The sequence below is a fragment of the Pseudomonas sp. BT76 TE3572 genome (genome assembly GCF_050435365.1).
GTDB lineage: Bacteria > Pseudomonadota > Gammaproteobacteria > Pseudomonadales > Pseudomonadaceae > Aquipseudomonas > Aquipseudomonas fluorescens_W.
On sequence record NZ_JBNDKE010000001.1, the window covers coordinates 4,318,886 to 4,338,114 of the forward strand.

Sequence of the window (19,229 nt, forward strand, 5' to 3'; positions counted from 1 at the left end):
AGAGGGGGCCGCTTCGCGCCCCAGCGGGAGCAAGCTCCCTCGCCACAGGTTTAGCGTCCTATCGCTCGTGCAAAGCTTCGGCGCGGGCGCGAATAATCGGCTTGAGCAGATAGCTCAGAACAGTCTTCTTGCCCGTGATGATATCCACCGAAGCCACCATCCCCGGGATGATCAACAACGGCTTTTCATCCGTCCCCAAGTGGCTGCGATCGGTGCGCAGCTTGATGATGTAGTAAGTGGTTTTCTTGTCGTCATCGGTGATGGTGTCAGCACCGATCTGTTCAAGCTTGGCCTTCAGCCCACCATAAATGGTGTAGTCATACGCCGTGAACTTCACCGTCGCTTCCTGTCCCGGATGCAGGAAGGCGATGTCTTGCGGGCGAACTTTCGCCTCAACCAGCAAGGTGTCGTCCAGTGGCACGATTTCCACCAGGTCGCTGCCCGGCTGGATTACGCCGCCAATGGTGTTGACCAGCAGTTTGTTGACGATACCGCGCACCGGCGATGTCACCAGCGTCCGGCTGACCCGGTCTTCCAGCGCCTTGCCGGTGGCCTGAGCCTTGTTCAGATCAGTGCGTGCTTCGTTGAGTTGAGTCAGTGCTTCGCTGCGGAACTTGCCGCGGGTCTCGTCGATTTTGCGCTGCACTTCCTTGATTGCCGATTGGGCGCGAGGAATGGCCAGGGTGGTCGCGTCCAGTTGCCCGCGGGTTTCAACCTCGGCGCGCTTGAGCCGCAGCACTTCAACCGGCGATACCGCGCCCTGGGCCACCAGCGGTTCGGACATGTTGATTTCCTGACGCTGCAGCGCAAGGCCGTTGCGGTACTGCGACTGCTTGGAAGTGAACTCGCGCAGCTCTTGCTGACGCTGGATCAACTGCTCCTCCAAACCACCAATTTCATCGTGCAGCTGCTGACGGCGGCTGATGTACAGCGACTCCTCGCTGGCGGCCTGACCGGGCACGGCCTTGAGCACGTCAGCGGGGAAGTTCAGCGGACGGTCATCGACTTCTGCGCTCAAGCGTTCCACTCGCAGCAGCATCGACAACCGGTCGGCCTCGGTTTCGCCGACGTTGGAGGCGAATCGCGTGTCGTCCAGGCGAATCAGCGGCGCACCGGCTTCGACGATCTGCCCTTCGGTCACGTACAACTCAGAGACGATACCGCCCTCCAGGTTCTGGATTTTCTGGATCTTCGACGACGGAATGGCTTTGCCGTCGCCCTTGGTGACTTCGTCGATCACGGCGAAGTTGGCCCAGAGCATCAGGAACACGAAGAAGCCGATGATCGCCCAGATGGTCAGTCGCACCACGCGTGGGGCGTCTTCGATCAGCGCTTTGTTGACCTCCGGAAGTGGCTGGCCATGCAGCGAATCGGAGCCTTTGAAATAACGGCCGATCGAATTCTTGAAACCCGACTTAAGCAACACTGATCTGCCCCTTCTTCAACGCTTCCATCACCGCGGCTTTCGGGCCGTCGGCGAGAATCTGCCCGCGGTCGATGACGATCAGACGATCCACCAGCGACAACAGCGAAGCCCGGTGCGTCACCAGCACCACGGTCTTGTTTTCAATCACCGCCGCAAGGCGTTGCTTGAGGCGTTCTTCGCCGGTGTTGTCCATGGCGCTGGTCGGTTCGTCGAGCAGCAGGATCGGCGGATTGAGCAACAACGCACGGGCCAGGGCGACGTTCTGGCGCTGACCGCCAGACAGGTTCTGCCCACGCTCGCCGACTTGCAGTTCATAACCTTGTGGGTGCAGACGGGCGAATTCGTGGACGCCGGCCAACTCGGCCGCTTGCAGCACCATTTCGTCTTCGACATAGCGCGCGCCCGACACCAGGTTGTCGCGCAGGGTGCCGGCCAGCAGCTGGATGTCCTGGGCCACGTAGCCGATGTTATGGCGCAATTCGCTGACGTCGATCTGACGGATATCGACGCCATCCACCAACAGGGCGCCGTCATCCGGCTGGTAGAGACCTACGAGCAGTTTGGCCAGGGAGCTTTTCCCCGAGCCACTGCGCCCGATGATGCCGATCTTCTCGCCGGGCTTGATGATCAGGTTGATATTCTTCAGCGCCGCGTTCTGTTGGTTCGGGTAGGTGAAATTCATCTGCCGGCATTCGATGGCGCCTTGCAGCACCTTGCGGCTCAGTGGGCGTTCCTCGAAGTTGCGCTCTTGCGGCAGCTCCATCATCTGATCGACCGAGGTCATGGTCACCCGCGCTTGCTGGTAACGCGTCAGCAGGCCGGACAGCGAAGCCAGCGGGCTGAGCGCGCGGCCGCTGAGCATGTAGCAGGCGATCAAACCGCCCATGCTCAGGTGACCATCGATGATCTGGTACACGCCGAAGACGATCATGATCACGCCGGCCAGTTGCTGGATCAGCAAGGTGATGTTCATCGCCAGACCGGAGAGCATTTTCACCCGCAGCTCGAGGCGGCTGAGGGTGCCGATGGTCTGCTCCCACTGATATTGGCGTTCGCTTTCGGCGTTGTTGACCTTCACCGCATCGAGACCGGCAAGGGTTTCGATCAGGCTCGACTGCCGCTCGGCGCCCAGCGCCATGGTCCTTTCCATGGTCGCCACCAGCGGTTTCTGCAAGGCATAGCCAATCAGCAGGGCGATCGGGAACGCCAGCACCGGAATCCACACCAGATGCCCGCCAAGAATCGCGATGACCATGAAGATCAGCAGCGTAAACGGCAGGTCGATCAGGCTGGTGAGGGTCAGCGAGGCGAGGAAGTCCCGCAGGCTCTGAAACTCATGGATGTTCTGGGCAAAGCTGCCGACCCGGGCCGGGCGGTACTTCATGGCCATGCCGACGATGCGCTCGAACAACGTGGCCGAGATGATCAGGTCGGTTTTTTTCCCGGCCAGGTCCAGGCAGAGGCTGCGCAGGCTCTTGAGGATCAGGTCGAACAGGTACGCCCCGGTGATGCCGATGGCCAATACCCACAGGGTCGATTCGGCCTGGTTCGGCACGACGCGGTCGTAGACGTTCATCACGAACAGCGGCGCGGCCATGGCGATGATGTTGATCAGGAAACTGGCGGCAATGGCGTCGGCGTACAGCCAGCGCGAACGCTTGAGGGTGTCGCGGAACCACGAGCGAGCGCGCGGGATCAGCGTGCCGTGATTAACGTCAAATTTGTGCTGGGGTTGAGCGAAGAACACTTTGCCGATGTAGTCATCGGCCAGCAGTTCGCGGCTGACGACACTTTCGCCACCGTCGCTTTCACTGGTCAGCAGCCGTGCCTGGTCTTCACCGAGCCAACCGAGCAGGACAGCACTGCGACCGTCCTTGAGCAGCAACAGCGCCGGCATGGCAATCGCCGGGATCTGCTCCAGTTTGCGCACCAGCACCCGCCCTTGCAGGCCGGCGCGAGCGGCCGCGCGGGGCAGCAATTCAACGCTCAGGCGTTGCTTGGGCAACGGCAGGCCGGTGGTCAACATCGCGGCGCTGGCCGGCTTCTGATGCAGGGTGCAAAGAGCCAGCAAGCCGTCCAGTAGTGGATCGTCGTGCAGCGCGCGTGGATCATGAATGAGTTGAACTCGACTGACTTCTGATTCCACGCTCGGCACTCTTGGCTAACAATTGAACAATGAAGGTTCTGCTCAATTCAAACCGGGCAGTTGAACCTTGGGCTTCACGTCGTTTTGCACAACGGATGCCAACGGTGCGACCACTCCCTGGCTCTTGAGCAACTCGCCCATGGTCGCCTTGATTCGGTACTGAGTAAATAACTGAATGTTCTTGATCTCCGCCAGGCGACGAGAAGCCGAGAACAGCTCGTTTTCACTGTCGAGCAGGTCGAGCAAGGTACGCTCGCCGAGGCTGAACTGCTTCTGGTACGCGGTGCGCACACGGGTGCTGTGATCGACATATTGCTGGGCGATCGGCACTTGGGCATTGGCGTTGTTCAAGGCATTCCAGGCCAGGCCCAGCTCTTCGTTCAACACGCGCAAGGCGTTGTTGCGAATATCCAGTGCCTGGTTGGACAGGTAGGACTTGGATTCCAGATCAGCCTTGTTGCTGCCGCCGGCATACAGATTGAAGCGCATGCGCAACATGGCCTGCCATTCATTGCTGTGACCGTTCTGGCCATCGAGATCGTTGTCGGCGGTGCGGCCCAATTCAGCATCGAAGCGTGGGTAGAAGCTCGACTTGGCGGCGTCGTACTGTTTCTCGGCAGCGGCAATGTCGGATTCGGCAGAACGCAGGATCGGGCTGTTTTCCAGCATCTGCGCCCGGGCTTCATTCAGGTTGGCTGGCAACAACGCCATGAAATCGGAAGGACGTTCCAACTGATCGGGCATCTGGCCGACGGCGCTGAGGAAGTTGGTCTCGGCGTCCGCCAGGTTGGTCTGCTCGGTGATCAGGTTGTTGCGGGCCTGAGCCATGCGCGCTTCGGCTTGATCGAGGTCGGCACCGCTGCCCACGCCGCGCTGGGTGCGCAGTTTGATCTGATCGAAAATCCGTTCGTGGCTCTTCAGGTTCTCGGTGGCCAGGCGCACGAATTCGCGGCGGGTCAACACGTCGAGATACACCTGAGCGACGGTGAGTGCAGTGCGTTCGGACGTGCCAAGCAAGGAGTAAGCGCGGGAATTAACGGTGGCTTGTTGACGCCCCACTTCACTCGACGTCGCAAAACCGTCAAAAACCATTTGCGACAACCGCACACTCGACTCGCTGCGATTCAGGTTTTCCCAGTGATTGTTGTTGCCGGCGGCACGCGTAGTGACGTTGTCAGTGCCTTCGCGACCGTAACCGCCCAGCAGATCGACCCGTGGGAGGTATCCACCTTTTGCTGCCTTTAACTGATAATCCGCGGCCAATCGACTGTTAACGCCTGCCTGGATTTCCGGATGGACATCCAGTGCCTGTTGCATGGCTTCCGGAAGGGTCTGCGCCTGAACAAAACCGGCGGCAAGGACGAAGGGTAAAGCCGTGAGCAGGTGCAAACGCATTATTGGAGTTTCCCGGAATTGCTTGTCTTGAATCACTGCAGAACGTGCCGCTGCATCGGATGATGACAACCGAAATGACCGCTTGTCGGAAAATTGGATTTTGGAACTGCGTCACACTCTGCGGGGCAGGTCGGCACCGAAATATCAATGTGACATTACAGAGGCGAGTGTTTAGGATGACAGGCGGAAGGTCAATAGTTTGGCATAAAGTTTATAGCGAAAAAATATAGCCAAATTGTTGACGAATACCCGCGTCAAAGTTGTGCCTCTAATACCTTGAAAGAACATCCAGACTGTTTGGCAAACACGCCGCCAGGTTCATGGAAGTCAACTGAATGCGACACCCGGAGAGTCTTCAATGAGCAGTGTTGTGGCCATCGTCAAAAGCATTGTCGGTCAGGTTTTCGCGGTGTCCCCAGAGGGCGTGCGCCGCGTGCTCGTTGAAGGCGACCGCTTGTTTGTCGGCGATCAGGTAGACACTGGCGCGGCAGGCGCCGTCACGCTCGAACTGGCTGACGGCCGGACCCTGGACCTGGGCCGCGACACTCAATGGAGCGGCAGCGATCCGGACTCCAGCACTGACCTTGCACAAGCCACAGCACAAGCCGCGCCATCGGTTGAAGAGCTGCAGCAAGCCATCGTTGCCGGCGCCGACCCGACCACCGACCTTGAAGCCACCGCAGCCGGCCCGACAGCTGCCGGCACAGGCGGCGCCGCAGGTGGCGGCCACAGCTTCGTGATGCTGGATGCAACCGCTGGCCGGGTCGACCCGACCATTGGTTTCCCGACCGCGGGCATCGGCACTGCCGCGTTGGCTGCACAGAACACCATCGGTGGCCAGACAGCCGATACCAGCGCCAATGTTCAGCGCGAATCGACCCTGACCTTGAGCGCCACGCCGACCATCACCGAAGCCGGTGGCGTGCTGGTTTACACCGCGACGTTGACCCAGGCTCCGCTGACCGACCTGACCATCACCCTGTCCAATGGCTCGGTGATCGTGATCCAGGCCGGCCAGTTGACCGGTACCGTCAACGTCCCGCTTGCGCCGAACGACACTGTCTATAGCGACCCGACCCAAATCAACGTGTCCGTCACCGGCACTACGGGCGGCAGCGGCATCATCGTCACCCCGCCGACAACCCCGGCCGTGACCCAGGTCACTGACACCGTCGATACCACCACGGTCACCTTGACCGCCGGCGCCAACGTTACCGAAGGCGGCCAGATCACCTACACCGCGACATTGACCAACCCGGCGCAGACGCCGGTCACCATCACGTTGTCCAACGGCTCGACCATCACCATCGACGCCGGCAAAACCACCGGTTCCGTGAACGTCGACACCCCGGTCAATGACGTTTATCAGAACGGCAGCACCGTCAGCACCACGATCACTGGCGCCACCGGCGGTAACTTTGAGAACCTGGTGCCAAACCCGGCTCCGGCCGTGACCACCATTACCGACTCGCCGGACACCACCACCGTCACACTGACGGCGGGATCTACCGTCACCGAAGGCGGCCAGATCACCTACACCGCGACCCTGACCAATCCTGCTCAAACGCCGGTCACTGTCACCCTGTCCAACGGCTCGACCATCACCATCGAAGCCGGCAAAACCACCGGTTCCGTGAACGTCGACACGCCGGCCAATGATGTTTATCAGAACGGCAGCACCGTTAGCACCACTATCACTGGCGCCAGCGGTGGCAATTTCGAGCAGCTGACCCCGAGCACCGAGCCGGCGCTGACCACCATTACCGACTCGAAAGACAACACCGGCCTGAGCCTCACCGCCACCGGCTCCGTCGTCGAAGGCGGTCAGATCACTTACACCGCCACTTTGACCAACCCGGCCGGCACGCCGATGACCGTGACATTGAGCAATGGCTCGGTCATCACCATCGAAGCGGGCAAGACCACCGGCAGCGTGACCGTCGATACCGCAGCCAATGACGTCTACAACAATGGCAGCACTGTCAGCACCACCATCACCGGGACCACCGGTGGCAATTTCGAGCAGCTGACCCCGAGCACCGAGCCGGCGCTGACCACCATTACCGACTCGAAAGACAACACCGGCCTGAGCCTCACCGCCACCGGCACCGTCGTCGAAGGCGGTCAGATTACTTACACCGCCACTTTGACCAACCCGGCCGGCACGCCGATGACCGTGACATTGAGCAATGGCTCGGTCATCACCATCGACGCGGGCAAGACCACCGGCAGCGTGACCGTCGATACCGCAGCCAATGACGTCTACAACAATGGCAGCACTGTCAGCACCACCATCACCGGGACCACCGGTGGCAATTTCGAGCAGCTGACCCCGAGCACCGAGCCGGCGCTGACCACTATCACTGACTCCAAGGATGGCACCGGCCTGAGCCTGTCGGCGTCCACCGTAGTGGCCGAGGGCGGTTCGATCGTTTACACCGCAACCCTGACCCACGCTGCTGGCACTCCGGTCACTGTCACCCTGAGCAACGGCGCAGTGATCACCATCGCCGCCAACGCCACCAGCGGTTCCGTCACCGTCGACGCGCCGAAAGACGATGCCTACATCGACGCCGGCAAAGTCAGCGCCACAATCAGCACCGCCACCGGTGGTAACTTCGAGAACCTGGTGCCGAGCACGGTTCCGGCAGTGACCGAAGTGACCGACACGATCAATACCTCGACGGTCAGTCTGACGGCTAACGGCTCTGTGATCGAAGGCGGGACCGTGGTTTACACCGCATCCGTCACCGCGCCAGTGACCGACTCACCGGTGGTTGTGACCTTGTCCAACGGCCAGACCATCACCATTCCGGTCGGATCGAGCAGCGCCAGCGTGAACTTTGTTGCGCCGAACGATGCACTGGCCGGCGGCGGTTCGCTGAGCGTCAAGATCGACGACGCCAAGGGCGGTAACTACGAGAAGCTGGAAGTCGACGGCAAGCCGGCGAATACCTCGATTACCGATACGGCTGACACCACCACCGTTAGCCTGACCGCGACAGATTCCGTGGCGGAAGGCGGCTCGATCGTCTACACCGCCACCCTGACCAACGCTGCCGGCACGCCAGTGACCGTGACATTGAGCAACGGCGCAGTGATCACCATCGCTGCCAACGCTACCAGCGGTTCCGTCACCGTCGATGCACCAAAAGACGATGCTTACATCGACGCCGGCAAGGTCAGCGCTACGATCACTACGGCCACCGGTGGCAACTTTGAAAACCTGGTCAAAAGCCCGGCTGCAGCCGTCACCACTGTCACCGACACCCTCGACACCTCGACCGTCACCCTGACCGCCACCGACAGCGTGGCCGAGGGCGGCACCGTGGTTTACACCGCGTCGGTCGGCGCACCGGTCACCGGTTCGCCAGTGGTGGTGACCTTGTCCAACGGCCAGACCATCACCATTGGCGTTGGCCAAAGCAGCGGCACGGTCAATGCCGTGGTCTCGAACGATGTGCTCAGCGGCCACGCGCCGTTGACCAATTCGATCACCAAAGTCAGCGGCGGCAACTACGAAAACCTGATCGCCGATAAAACCCCGGTCAGCACCAGCGTGACCGACACCGTCGACACCACCACCCTGTCGCTGAGCGCCACCGGCAACGTCAAAGAAGGCGGCCAGATCACCTACACCGCCACCCTGACCCATGCGGCCGGCAGCCCGGTGACCGTGACGTTGAGCAACGGCGCGATCATCACCATCGATGCCGGTAAAACCACCGGCACCGTGAAAGTCGATGCGCCGAAGGACGACGTCTACAAGGACGCCGACAAACTGGAAGTCACCATCAAGGACGCCGCCGGCGGCAACTTTGAAAACCTGGTCACCAGCCCGACCCCGGCCGTGACCAATGTGGCGGACACCACCAACGCCACGCACCTGACCCTCAGCGCTGAAAAGTCGGTGCTCGAAGGCTCGCACATCACCTACACCGCGACCCTCACCAACGCCGCGCAAACGCCGGTGACCGTCAAGCTGAGCAACGGCGAAACCATCACCATCGACGCCGGCAAAACCACCGGTTCGGTGACCATCGCAGCGCCAAGCGATGACGTCTACAAAGATGCCGGCAAGCTCACCGTGACCATGACGAATGCCAGCGGTGGCAACTTCGAAAAACTCGACATCAGCAAGGCGTCAGTGACCACCACCGTCAAAGACACGGTCGACACCTCAACCGTCACCCTGACCGCCACTGACAGCGTGGCCGAGGGCGGCACCGTGGTTTACACCGCCTCGGTCGGTGCACCGGTCACCGGTTCGCCAGTGGTGGTGACCTTGTCCAACGGCCAGACCATCACCATTGGCGTTGGCCAAAGCAGCGGCACGGTCAATGCCGTGGTCTCGAACGATGTGCTCAGCGGCCACGCGCCGTTGACCAATTCGATCACCAAAGTCAGCGGCGGCAACTACGAAAACCTGGTCGCCGATAAAACCCCGGTCAGCACCAGCGTGACCGACACCGTCGACACCACCACCCTGTCGCTGAGCGCCACCGGCAACGTCAAAGAAGGCGGCCAGATCACCTACACCGCCACCCTGACCCATGCAGCCGGCAGCCCGGTGACCGTGACGTTGAGCAACGGCGCAACCATCACCATCGATGCCGGTAAAACCACCGGCACCGTGAAAGTCGATGCACCGAAAGACGACGTCTACAAGGACGCCGGCAAACTGGAAGTCACCATCAAGGACGCCGCCGGCGGCAACTTTGAAAACCTGGTCACCAGCCCGACCCCGGCCGTGACCAACGTGGCCGACACAGTCAACACCACGCACCTGACCCTCAGCGCTGAAAAGTCGGTGCTCGAAGGCTCGCACATCACCTACACCGCGACCCTCACCAACGCCGCGCAAACGCCGGTGACCGTCAAGCTGAGCAACGACGAGACCATCACCATCGACGCCGGCAAAACCACCGGTTCGGTGACCATCGCAGCGCCAAGCGATGACGTCTACAAAGATGCCGGCAAGCTCACCGTGACCATGACGGATGCCAGCGGTGGCAACTTCGAAAAACTCGACATCAGCAAGGCGTCAGTGACCACCACCGTCACCGACACCCTCGACTCCACGTCCTTGTCGCTGTCGGCCAGCAATACCGTCAGCGAAGGTGGCCAGATCACCTACACCGCGACCCTGAGCAACCCGACAGACACGGCCATGACCGTGAAGTTGAGCAACGGCGCGGTAATCACCATCGCCGCCGGCGCCACCACCGGTTCGGTCGACTTCGCTGCACCGGCCAACACCCCGTACATCGACGGCGGCAAAGTCCAGGCTACGATTGCCAGCCAGAGCGGCGGCAACTTCGAAAAAGTCGTCACCGACCATTCGCCGGCGGTCACCACCGTCACCGATTCGGCAGACACCACCGGCCTGAGCCTGAGCGCCACCGGCTCGGTCGCCGAGGGCGGTTCGATTGTCTACACCGCGACCCTGACCAATGCCGCTGGCTCCGCCATGACCGTGACGTTGAACAACGGCGCGGTGATCCACATTGCCAAGGGCGCCACCACCGGTTCGGTGAATTTTGCCGCGCCGAAGGATGACGTCTACAAAGACGCCGGCAAAGTTGAAGCCAGCATCACCAAGACTGCCGGCGGCAACTTCGAGAACCTGGTGGCCGACAAGACGCCAGCGGTTACCGACGTGACCGACACCCTCAATACGTCGACAGTCAGTCTGACGGCCAACAGCACTGTGGCTGAAGGCGGCACCGTGGTGTACACCGCGTCGGTCAACGCGCCAGTGACCGGTTCGCCGGTTGTCGTGACCTTGTCCAATGGCCAGAGCATTACCATTCCGGTTGGCGCCAGCAGTGCCAGCGTGAACTTCACCGCACCGAATGACGCCTTGGCTGGCGGCGGCGCCTTGAGCGTCAAGATCGACGACGCCAAGGGCGGCAATTACGAGAAGCTGGAAGTTAACGGCAAGGCGGCGGACACCTCGGTGACTGACTCTGCCGACACCACCACCCTCAGCCTAAGCGCGACTGACTCGGTCGCCGAAGGTGGTTCGATTGTTTACACCGCCACCCTGACCAACGCTGCCGGCACTCCGGTGACCGTCACCTTGAGCAACGGCGCGGTCATCACCATCGCCGCTAACGCGACCAGCGGCTCCGTCACCGTCAAGGCACCTGCCGATGACGTTTATAAAGACGCGGGCAAAGTCGAAGCGACCATCAAAAGCGCCAGCGGCGGCAACTTCGAAAACCTGGTCACCAGCCCGGCAGCTGCGGTCACAGAAGTGACTGACACCCTCAATACGTCGACGGTCAGCCTGAAGGCAACGTCCACCGCAGCCGAAGGCGGCAACGTGGTGTACACCGCTTCCGTGACTTCGAAGGTCACCGGCAAGGACGTGGTCGTCACCTTGGCCAATGGTGAAAAAATCACCATCCCGGTCGGTGAAAGCACGGCCTCGATCACCGTTAAAGCCCCGAATGATGCATTGGTCGGCCACGAGCCGCTGACCAACGCCATCAAGGATGTAACCGGCGGCAATTACGAGAATCTGGTCGCCGACAAGACCCCGACCTCGACCGCCATCAGCGACACCCTGGACACCACCAAAGTGACCATGACCGCCAGCGGTCAGGTGCTTGAAGGCGGCAACATCACCTACACCGCCAACCTGACGAATGCGGCCGGCACCGACATGACGGTCAAGTTGAGCAACGGCGAAAGCATCGTGATCAAGGCCGGCGACAAGTCGGGCTCCATTACCGTTCCTGCACCGGCCGATGACGTCTACAAGGACGGCAGCAAAATCACTGTCCGCATCGACAGCACCAGCGGCGGCGACTTCGAGAAGCTCGACGTCAACAAAGCCGCGCACAACACGATCGTCAAAGATACGATCGACACTACCACGCTGAAACTCAGCGCAGACGTGGGCACCGTCGGCGAAGGTGGTCAGATCAACTACACCGCGACACTGAACCACCCAGCGGACACGGCGATGACCGTGACCCTGAACAACGGTCTGGTGATCAACATCAAGGCTGGCGAGTCCAGCGGCTCTGCGTCTTTCACCGTACCGAATAACGTCTACACCGGCGCAGCGGACGTCCTTGCTTCGATCAAGGAAACCACCGGCGGCAACTTCGAAAAACTGGACACCGATCACTCGGCCGTCGTCACCAAAGTCACCGACACTGCTGACACTACCAACCTGACCTTGAGCGCTAGCGGCTCGGTGCAGGAAGGTGGCCAGATCGTCTACACCGCGACCCTGTCCCAGGCCGCCGGCAGCAACATGACCGTGAAGCTGAGCAACGGCGCGACCATCACCATCCTCAAGGATGCGGTGTCCGGCCATGTCAGCGTTGCCGCACCGAAAGACGACGTCTACAAAGACGCCGGAAAAGTTGAAGCGACCATCAAGGATGCCAGCGGCGGCAACTTTGAAAACCTGGTGACCAGCCCGGCGGCGGCAGTGACCGAGGTGACTGACACCATCAACACCTCGACAGTCAGCCTGACCGCCAACGGCACTGTCGCCGAAGGCGGCACCGTGGTTTACACCGCGTCTGTCACCGCGCCAGTGACTGATTCGCCGGTGGTTGTGACCCTCTCGAACGGCCAGACCATCACCATTCCAGTCGGCTCGAGCAGCGGTAGCGTGAACTTTGTTACGCCGAACGATGCCCTGGCCGGCGGCGGTTCGCTGAGCGTCAAGATCGACGACGCCAAGGGTGGTAATTACGAGAAGCTGGAAGTTAGCGGCAAGCCTGCGGATACCTCGATTACCGATACGACTGACACCACCACCGTTAGCCTGACCGCTACAGATTCGGTGGCGGAAGGCGGCTCCATCGTTTACACCGCAAACCTGACCCATGCGGCCGGCACACCGGTCACTGTCACCCTGAGCAACGGCGCGGTGATCACCATCGCGGCCAACGCCACCAGCGGTTCCGTCACTGTCGATGCGCCGAAAGATGACGTCTACAAAGATGCCGGCAAAGTCGAAGCGACCATCAAGGATGCCAGCGGTGGCAACTTCGAAAGCCTGGTCCCGAGCACTGTCCCGGCAGTGACCGAGGTGACTGACACAATCAACACCTCGACAGTCAGCCTGACCGCCAACGGCACTGTCGCCGAAGGCGGCACCGTGGTTTACACCGCGTCTGTCACCGCGCCAGTGACCGAGTCGCCAGTCGTTGTGACCTTGTCCAACGGCCAGACCATCACCATTCCAGTCGGTTCGAGCAGCGCCAGCGTGAACTTCATCGCGCCGAACGACGCCTTGGCGGGCGGCGGTTCCTTGAGCGTCAAGATTGATGATGCGAAGGGCGGTAACTTCGAAAAACTGAGCATCGACAGCAAACCGGCGGACACCGCTGTCAGCGATACCGTGGACACCACCAAAGTGACCATGACCGCCAGCGACTACGTGGTCGAGGGCGGCACGATCACTTACACCGTCAACCTCAGCAACGCCGCCGGTACTGATATGACGGTCAAGCTGAGCAATGGCGAGGTCGTGGTGGTCAAGGCCGGCGACAAGTCGGGCTCCATTACCGTTCCCGCACCAGCCGATGACGTCTACAAGGACGGCAGCAAGATCACCGTTGGCATCGCCAGCACCGACGGCGGCAACTTCGAGAAGCTCGACGTCAGCAAGACCACCCACACCACCACCGTCAATGACACCACCGACACCACGACACTGAAGCTCAGTGCCGATGTGAGCACCGTCGGCGAAGGTGGTCAGATCGTCTACACCGCCACGCTTAGCCACCCGGCCGACACGGCGATGACCGTGACCCTGAACAACGGTCTGGTGATCAACATCAAGGCTGGCGAGTCCAGCGGTTCGGTGCCGTATACCGTGCCGAATGACATCTACACCGGCGCCTCGCCCGTCAGGGCAGCGATTGCGGACAGTGCTGGTGGCAACTTTGAAAAACTGGACACCGATCGCTCAGCCGTCGTGACCAAAGTGACGGACACCGCTGACACCACTAGCTTGGCCTTGAGCGCTAGCGGCTCGGTCCAGGAAGGTGGCCAGATCGTCTACACGGCGACCTTATCCCATGCCGCTGGTAGCGACATGACGGTAAAACTGAGCAACGGCGCGACCATCACCATCCTCAAGGATGCGGTGTCCGGCCAGGTCAGCTTTGACGCACCGAAAGACGATGCCTATATCGACGCTGGCAAAGTCAGCGCCACGATCACCACCGCCACCGGCGGCAACTTCGAAAACCTGGTCCCGAGCACTGTTCCGGCAGTGACCGAGGTGACTGACACCCTCGATACTTCGACGGTCAGCTTAACGGCCAACGGCACTGTAGCCGAAGGCGGCACCGTGGTTTACACCGCGTCAGTGTCTGCTGAAGTCACCGGTTCGCCGGTCGTCGTGACCTTGTCCAACGGCCAGACCATCACCATTCCGGTCGGTTCGAGCAGTGCCAGCGTGAACTTTGTTGCGCCGAACGATGCCCTCGCGGGTGGCGGTTCGCTGAGCGTCAAAATCGACGACGCCAAGGGCGGCAATTACGAAAAGCTGGAAGTCGACGGCAAGCCGGCGGAGACCTCGATTACCGATACGGCTGACACCACAACGGTCAGCCTCAGCGCGACTGGGGCGGTGGCTGAAGGTGGTTCGATCGTTTACACCGCCACCCTGACCAACGCTGCCGGCACGCCAGTGACCGTCACCCTGAGCAACGGCGCGGTGATCACCATCGACGCTGGCAAAACCACCGGCACCGTGACAGTTGATGCGCCGAAAGACGACGCCTACATCGACGCCGGCAAAGTCAGCGCCACGATCAGCACCGCGACCGGCGGCAACTTCGAGAACCTGGTACCGAGCGCTGCTGCGGCAGTGACCAAGGTCACTGACACGATCGACACTTCGACCGTGACCCTGAAAGCCACTGAGTCGGCAGCCGAAGGCGGTACCGTCACTTACACCGCCACTGTCGGCGCGCCGGTCACCGGTTCGCCAGTGACGGTGTCTTTGGCCAACGGCCAGACCATCACCATCGAAGTCGGTAAAACCACCGGCACCGTAACCACCCTCGCACCCAACGATGCGCTGAACGGCCACACGCCGCTGACCAACGCCATCACCAACGTCAGCGGCGGTAACTACGAAAACCTGGTCGCCGACAAAACCCCGGTTTCGACTTCTGTCACTGACACCGTCGACACGACCAACCTGTCGCTCAGCGCCAGTAACTCCGTGGCCGAAGGCGGCTCGATCGTCTACACCGCCACCCTGACCAACGCTGCCGGCACGCCAGTGACCGTCACGTTGAGCAACGGCGCGGTGATCACCATCGACGCCGGCAAAACCACGGGCACCGTGACGGTTGATGCGCCGAAAGACGACGCCTACATCGACGCCGGCAAAGTCAGCGCCACGATCAGCACCGCCACCGGCGGCAACTTCGAGAACCTGGTTCCGAACAAAACAGCAGTCGTGACCAACGTCACCGACACCCTCGACAAGACCGAAGTCAGCATCAGCGGCAGCACCTCGGTAACCGAAGGCCAGGTCGCCAGCTACACCGTCAGCCTGACTAACCCGGCGCAGACCGACGTCATCCTGAAAATCACCTACAGCGGCACCGCTGCGGACGGTTCGGACTTCACCGGCGTGTACACCGTGAAGATCCCGGCGGGCGGCAGCAGCGCGAGCTTCAACATTGCGACCCAGGACGACAGGATCACCGAAGGCACTGAAAACTTCGTGGTCAAGATCGACTCGGCCACCGGCGGCAACTTCGAGAACCTGGTGATCAGCGCGTCCAACGGCAGCGTCAGCACCTCGATCGTCGACAACGATGCGCCACCGGTCCTCGACCTCGACGCCAACAACTCCAGCGGCGCCACGGGTGCCAACTACAACGTGACCTTCACCGAAGGCACGACTGGCCAGGGTGTATCGATCGGCGACACCGATCTGAAAATCACCGACCCGGACAGCACCCTGCTGACCGGCGCAACCATCGTGCTGACCAACCGTCAGCCGGGTGATGCGCTGAACCTGGGTAACAGCGTCAACGGCATCACCATCAATGCCAACAGCAAGGATGGCTCGGTCACGCTGACGCTGTCCGGCAACGCGACGCTGGCCGACTACATGCAACAGATCAAGAACATCAGCTTCACCAACAGCAGTGAGGACCCGAGCAGCGTTCCGCGGATCATCACCGTGACGGTGACCGATGGCAGCAACTACTCCAACACCGCGACCACCACCGTCAACGTGGTTGGCGTGAACGATGCACCGACCGCCGCACCGGTTAACGTCACCGGCACCGAAGACACGCCGCTGATCCTCGGCTGGTCGACCTTCGGCGTCAGTGATGTCGACAGCGCCGCCGCTAACCTGGGCGTGAAAATCACCCAGCTGCCGGGCGAAGGCAAATTGCAGTTCCTGGCCACTGACGGCAAGACCTGGACCGATGTAGCGAGCAACCAGACGTTCACCAAGGCTGATATCGACGCTGGCAAGTTGCGCTTCCTGCCGGATGCCAACGAGTCCGGCAGCAACGGCTACAACACCGGCATGGGTAATAATCTGGCGGACTACGCACAGATCAAATTCCAGCCAACCGACGGCTCGCTGCTGGGCAACACCGGCACGATCAAAATCGACATCACGCCAGTGGCCGACGCCCCGTCCCTGAGCGTTGCCGACAACAGCGTCAAATCAACCGGGCTGATCAAAGAAGTCTGGACCGGCCTGCCGCTTGGCACCGATGGCAGCGGCGCAGCCACCGGCACCCTGAAAAGTGTCATCGACGGCGCGGGCAAACCGAACTCCAGCGGCACGGTGACCAACGTGCAGTCCGACGGCGGCGTCGCGGCTGGCACGGCGTCGAAAACCTCCGGCCTGATCTACCTCGAAGCCGGCAAGACTTACACCTTCAGCGGCACCGGCGATGACAGCCTGTTGGTGACCATCGGCGGTAAAAACGTGGCGGCCACGACGTGGGGCGCGGGCGGCAGCCTGAACGGTTCGTTCACTCCGACCACCAGCGGCTACTACACCCTGGACATCTACCACCACAACCAGAGCGGCCCGGGTAGCTATGACGTCAACCTGTCGGTCAACGGCAGTGCCGCGATCGACCTGAGCAGCGCCGGCGTGCCGCTGTACACCGGCGTGGCGGACCTTGCCGCTTCCGGCGTGACAGTGTCCGATTTGCACGGCACCAGCGGCGAAGGCTACTACGAAGGCTACAAACTCAATGAAGCCGCGGAAGGGACCAGCGTTCATCTGTCTGCGATCAAGACGGCCCTGACTGACATCGACGGCTCCGAAAGCCTGAGCTTGAAAATCAGCGGGATTCCGGCAGGCTCGGTACTGACCGATGGCGCCGGCCATACCTTCACCGCCAGCGCGACGTCCGGCGAAGCCAACGTCACCGGCTGGAGCCTCGGCACCCTGACCGTCACTCCGCCGCCATACTACAACGGCCAGTTCAACCTGACCGTGACCTCGACCTCCACCGAATCACTCGGTGGTTCGGCGCAAAGCACCGCGACAATCCCGGTCACGGTTTACCCGGCGGTCTACAACGCCGCCACCGCCACGGCGGCGGACGACACCATCACCGGCACTGACGGCAACGACATCATGGTCGCCGACATCGGCGGGCTGACCGTGGTGCCGGGCACCAACTACAACATTGCGTTCATGGTCGACAGCTCGGGCAGCATGAGCGCGTCGTCGGTCAGCTCAGCCAAGGATTCGCTGACGTCGGTGTTCAACACCCTCAAGCAGAGCATGGGCGGCAACTCGGGGACGGTGAATATCTTCCTGGTGGACTTCGACACCCAGATCAACAGGTCGGTGTCGGTCAACCTGAAGGATCCGAACGCACTGACCTTGCTCAAATCTGTTCTGGATTCCATGTCGTCCGGCGGCGGTACCAACTACGAGGACGTGTTCAAAACCACGGCCAACTGGTTCCAGAGCGCCGAAGCCGTTGCCAACAAGGGCGCGACGAACCTCACGTACTTCATCACCGACGGCCAGCCGACGTACTACCAGAGCGGCGAACAGACCAACCCGACGCTGTACGGCGATGTGAAGCTTGATGATGTAGTGAAAGCCAGCAACTACAAGCCGGGCGACCAGTTCAGTGTGAACATCGACAGCACACACATTCTGAATATCAACAGTTCGGGAACCGTGACGCTGAAAACCTACGGTGAAACGTGGTGGGGCGGCAGCGGCTGGAGCTCCAGCACCCTGGGCACCGTTCATGCTCAAGGCGATGGCACGTACGAGTTGTCCAGCCTGGCGGGCAGCGGTAACAGCACCAACTGGACCACCACCGACAACTCCACCGACAGCTTCGCGCTGCTGGGTAAGGTGTCGACGGTAGAAGCCATCGGTCTAAACAAGGACGTCACCCTTGCCGATCTGAAGCCGTACGACTCGGATAAAACGCCGCAAACCAACATCGATCCGAAAGACCTGGCCAACTCGATCATCGGTCACACCGAAGCGACGATGCCAGGCGCGGACACGGTCAGTGGCGGTGACGGCAACGACATCCTGTTCGGCGATCTGGTGAGCTTCAACGGCGTTGCCGGCGAGGGTTATCAGGCGATGCAGGCGTTCGTCGCAAAAGAGACCGGCGTGGACGTCAGCAAAGTCACCACCAGCAACGTGCACCAGTTCATCACCGAGCACTACACCGCGTTCGATGTGTCCGGGGCGCATGACGGCAATGACTCGCTGCTGGGCGGTGCCGGCAACGACATTCTCTTCGGCCAGGGTGGCAACGACCTCCTCGACGGCGGCAAGGGCAATGACATCCTGCTCGGTGGCAGCGGTAACGACTCGCTGATGGGCGGTCAGGGCAACGATATTCTGATCGGTGGCTCAGGTGCCGATACCTTCGTCTGGAAGGCCGGCGACACTGGCAGCGATGTGATCAAGGACTTCAAGGCCAGCGAGGGTGATCGGATCGACTTGCGCGATCTGCTGCAGGGCGAAACCGGCAGCACCATCGACAACTTCCTGAAGATCACCACCGTGGATGGCGTTTCGTCCCTGCAAGTCAGCTCCGCCGGCAAGTTCAACGGCGCCGACGCCGCAGCGGCAGCACCGGATGTGACGATCAAACTGGAAGGCAACAACTGGTCCAGCGCCAACATTCACTCGTTGATTGCCGGCAGTGACCCGACCATCAAAATCGATCACAACAACAGCTGATCCAACGAAAAGCGGCCGCCCTTATGGGGCGGCCGTCACGTTTGCGCCCAACACCC

The 19,229-nt window shown here is 61.2% G+C and carries 4 protein-coding genes; 1 reads left to right on the forward strand and 3 read right to left on the reverse strand.

The window, feature by feature from the left end:
- Nucleotides 1–58: 58 nt before the first annotated feature.
- The 3 genes from ABH912_RS19580 to ABH912_RS19590 are packed head-to-tail and all read right to left on the reverse strand — an operon-like array spanning nt 59 to nt 4,967.
- The gene (locus ABH912_RS19580) at nt 59–1,426 is read right to left on the reverse strand and encodes an HlyD family type I secretion periplasmic adaptor subunit (protein WP_429511428.1); all 1,368 of its coding nucleotides are present in this window, start codon (nt 1,424–1,426) and stop codon (nt 59–61) included.
- Nucleotides 1,416–3,572: a type I secretion system permease/ATPase gene (locus tag ABH912_RS19585; protein WP_033058683.1), complete on the reverse strand. Its 2,157-nt coding sequence runs from the start codon at nt 3,570–3,572 to the stop codon at nt 1,416–1,418. The genes ABH912_RS19580 and ABH912_RS19585 overlap by 11 nt, the downstream gene beginning before the upstream one ends.
- 42 nt (nt 3,573–3,614) lie before the next feature.
- The gene (locus ABH912_RS19590) at nt 3,615–4,967 is read right to left on the reverse strand and encodes a TolC family outer membrane protein (protein WP_429511429.1); all 1,353 of its coding nucleotides are present in this window, start codon (nt 4,965–4,967) and stop codon (nt 3,615–3,617) included.
- Nucleotides 4,968–5,325: 358 nt separating this feature from the next.
- Between ABH912_RS19590 and ABH912_RS19595 the strand changes: the two genes are divergently transcribed.
- Complete coding sequence (locus ABH912_RS19595; protein ID WP_429511430.1) at nt 5,326–19,173, forward strand: retention module-containing protein; 13,848 nt, start codon at nt 5,326–5,328, stop codon at nt 19,171–19,173.
- Nucleotides 19,174–19,229: the final 56 nt, after the last annotated feature.

What these genes read in the sequence shown, in the direction of transcription:
- ABH912_RS19595 (WP_429511430.1), top strand. Translation starts at nt 5,326, where the DNA reads ATGAGCAGTGTTGTGGCCATCGTCAAAAGCATTGTCGGTCAGGTTTTC.
- ABH912_RS19590 (WP_429511429.1), bottom strand. Translation starts at nt 4,967, where the DNA reads ATGCGTTTGCACCTGCTCACGGCTTTACCCTTCGTCCTTGCCGCCGGT.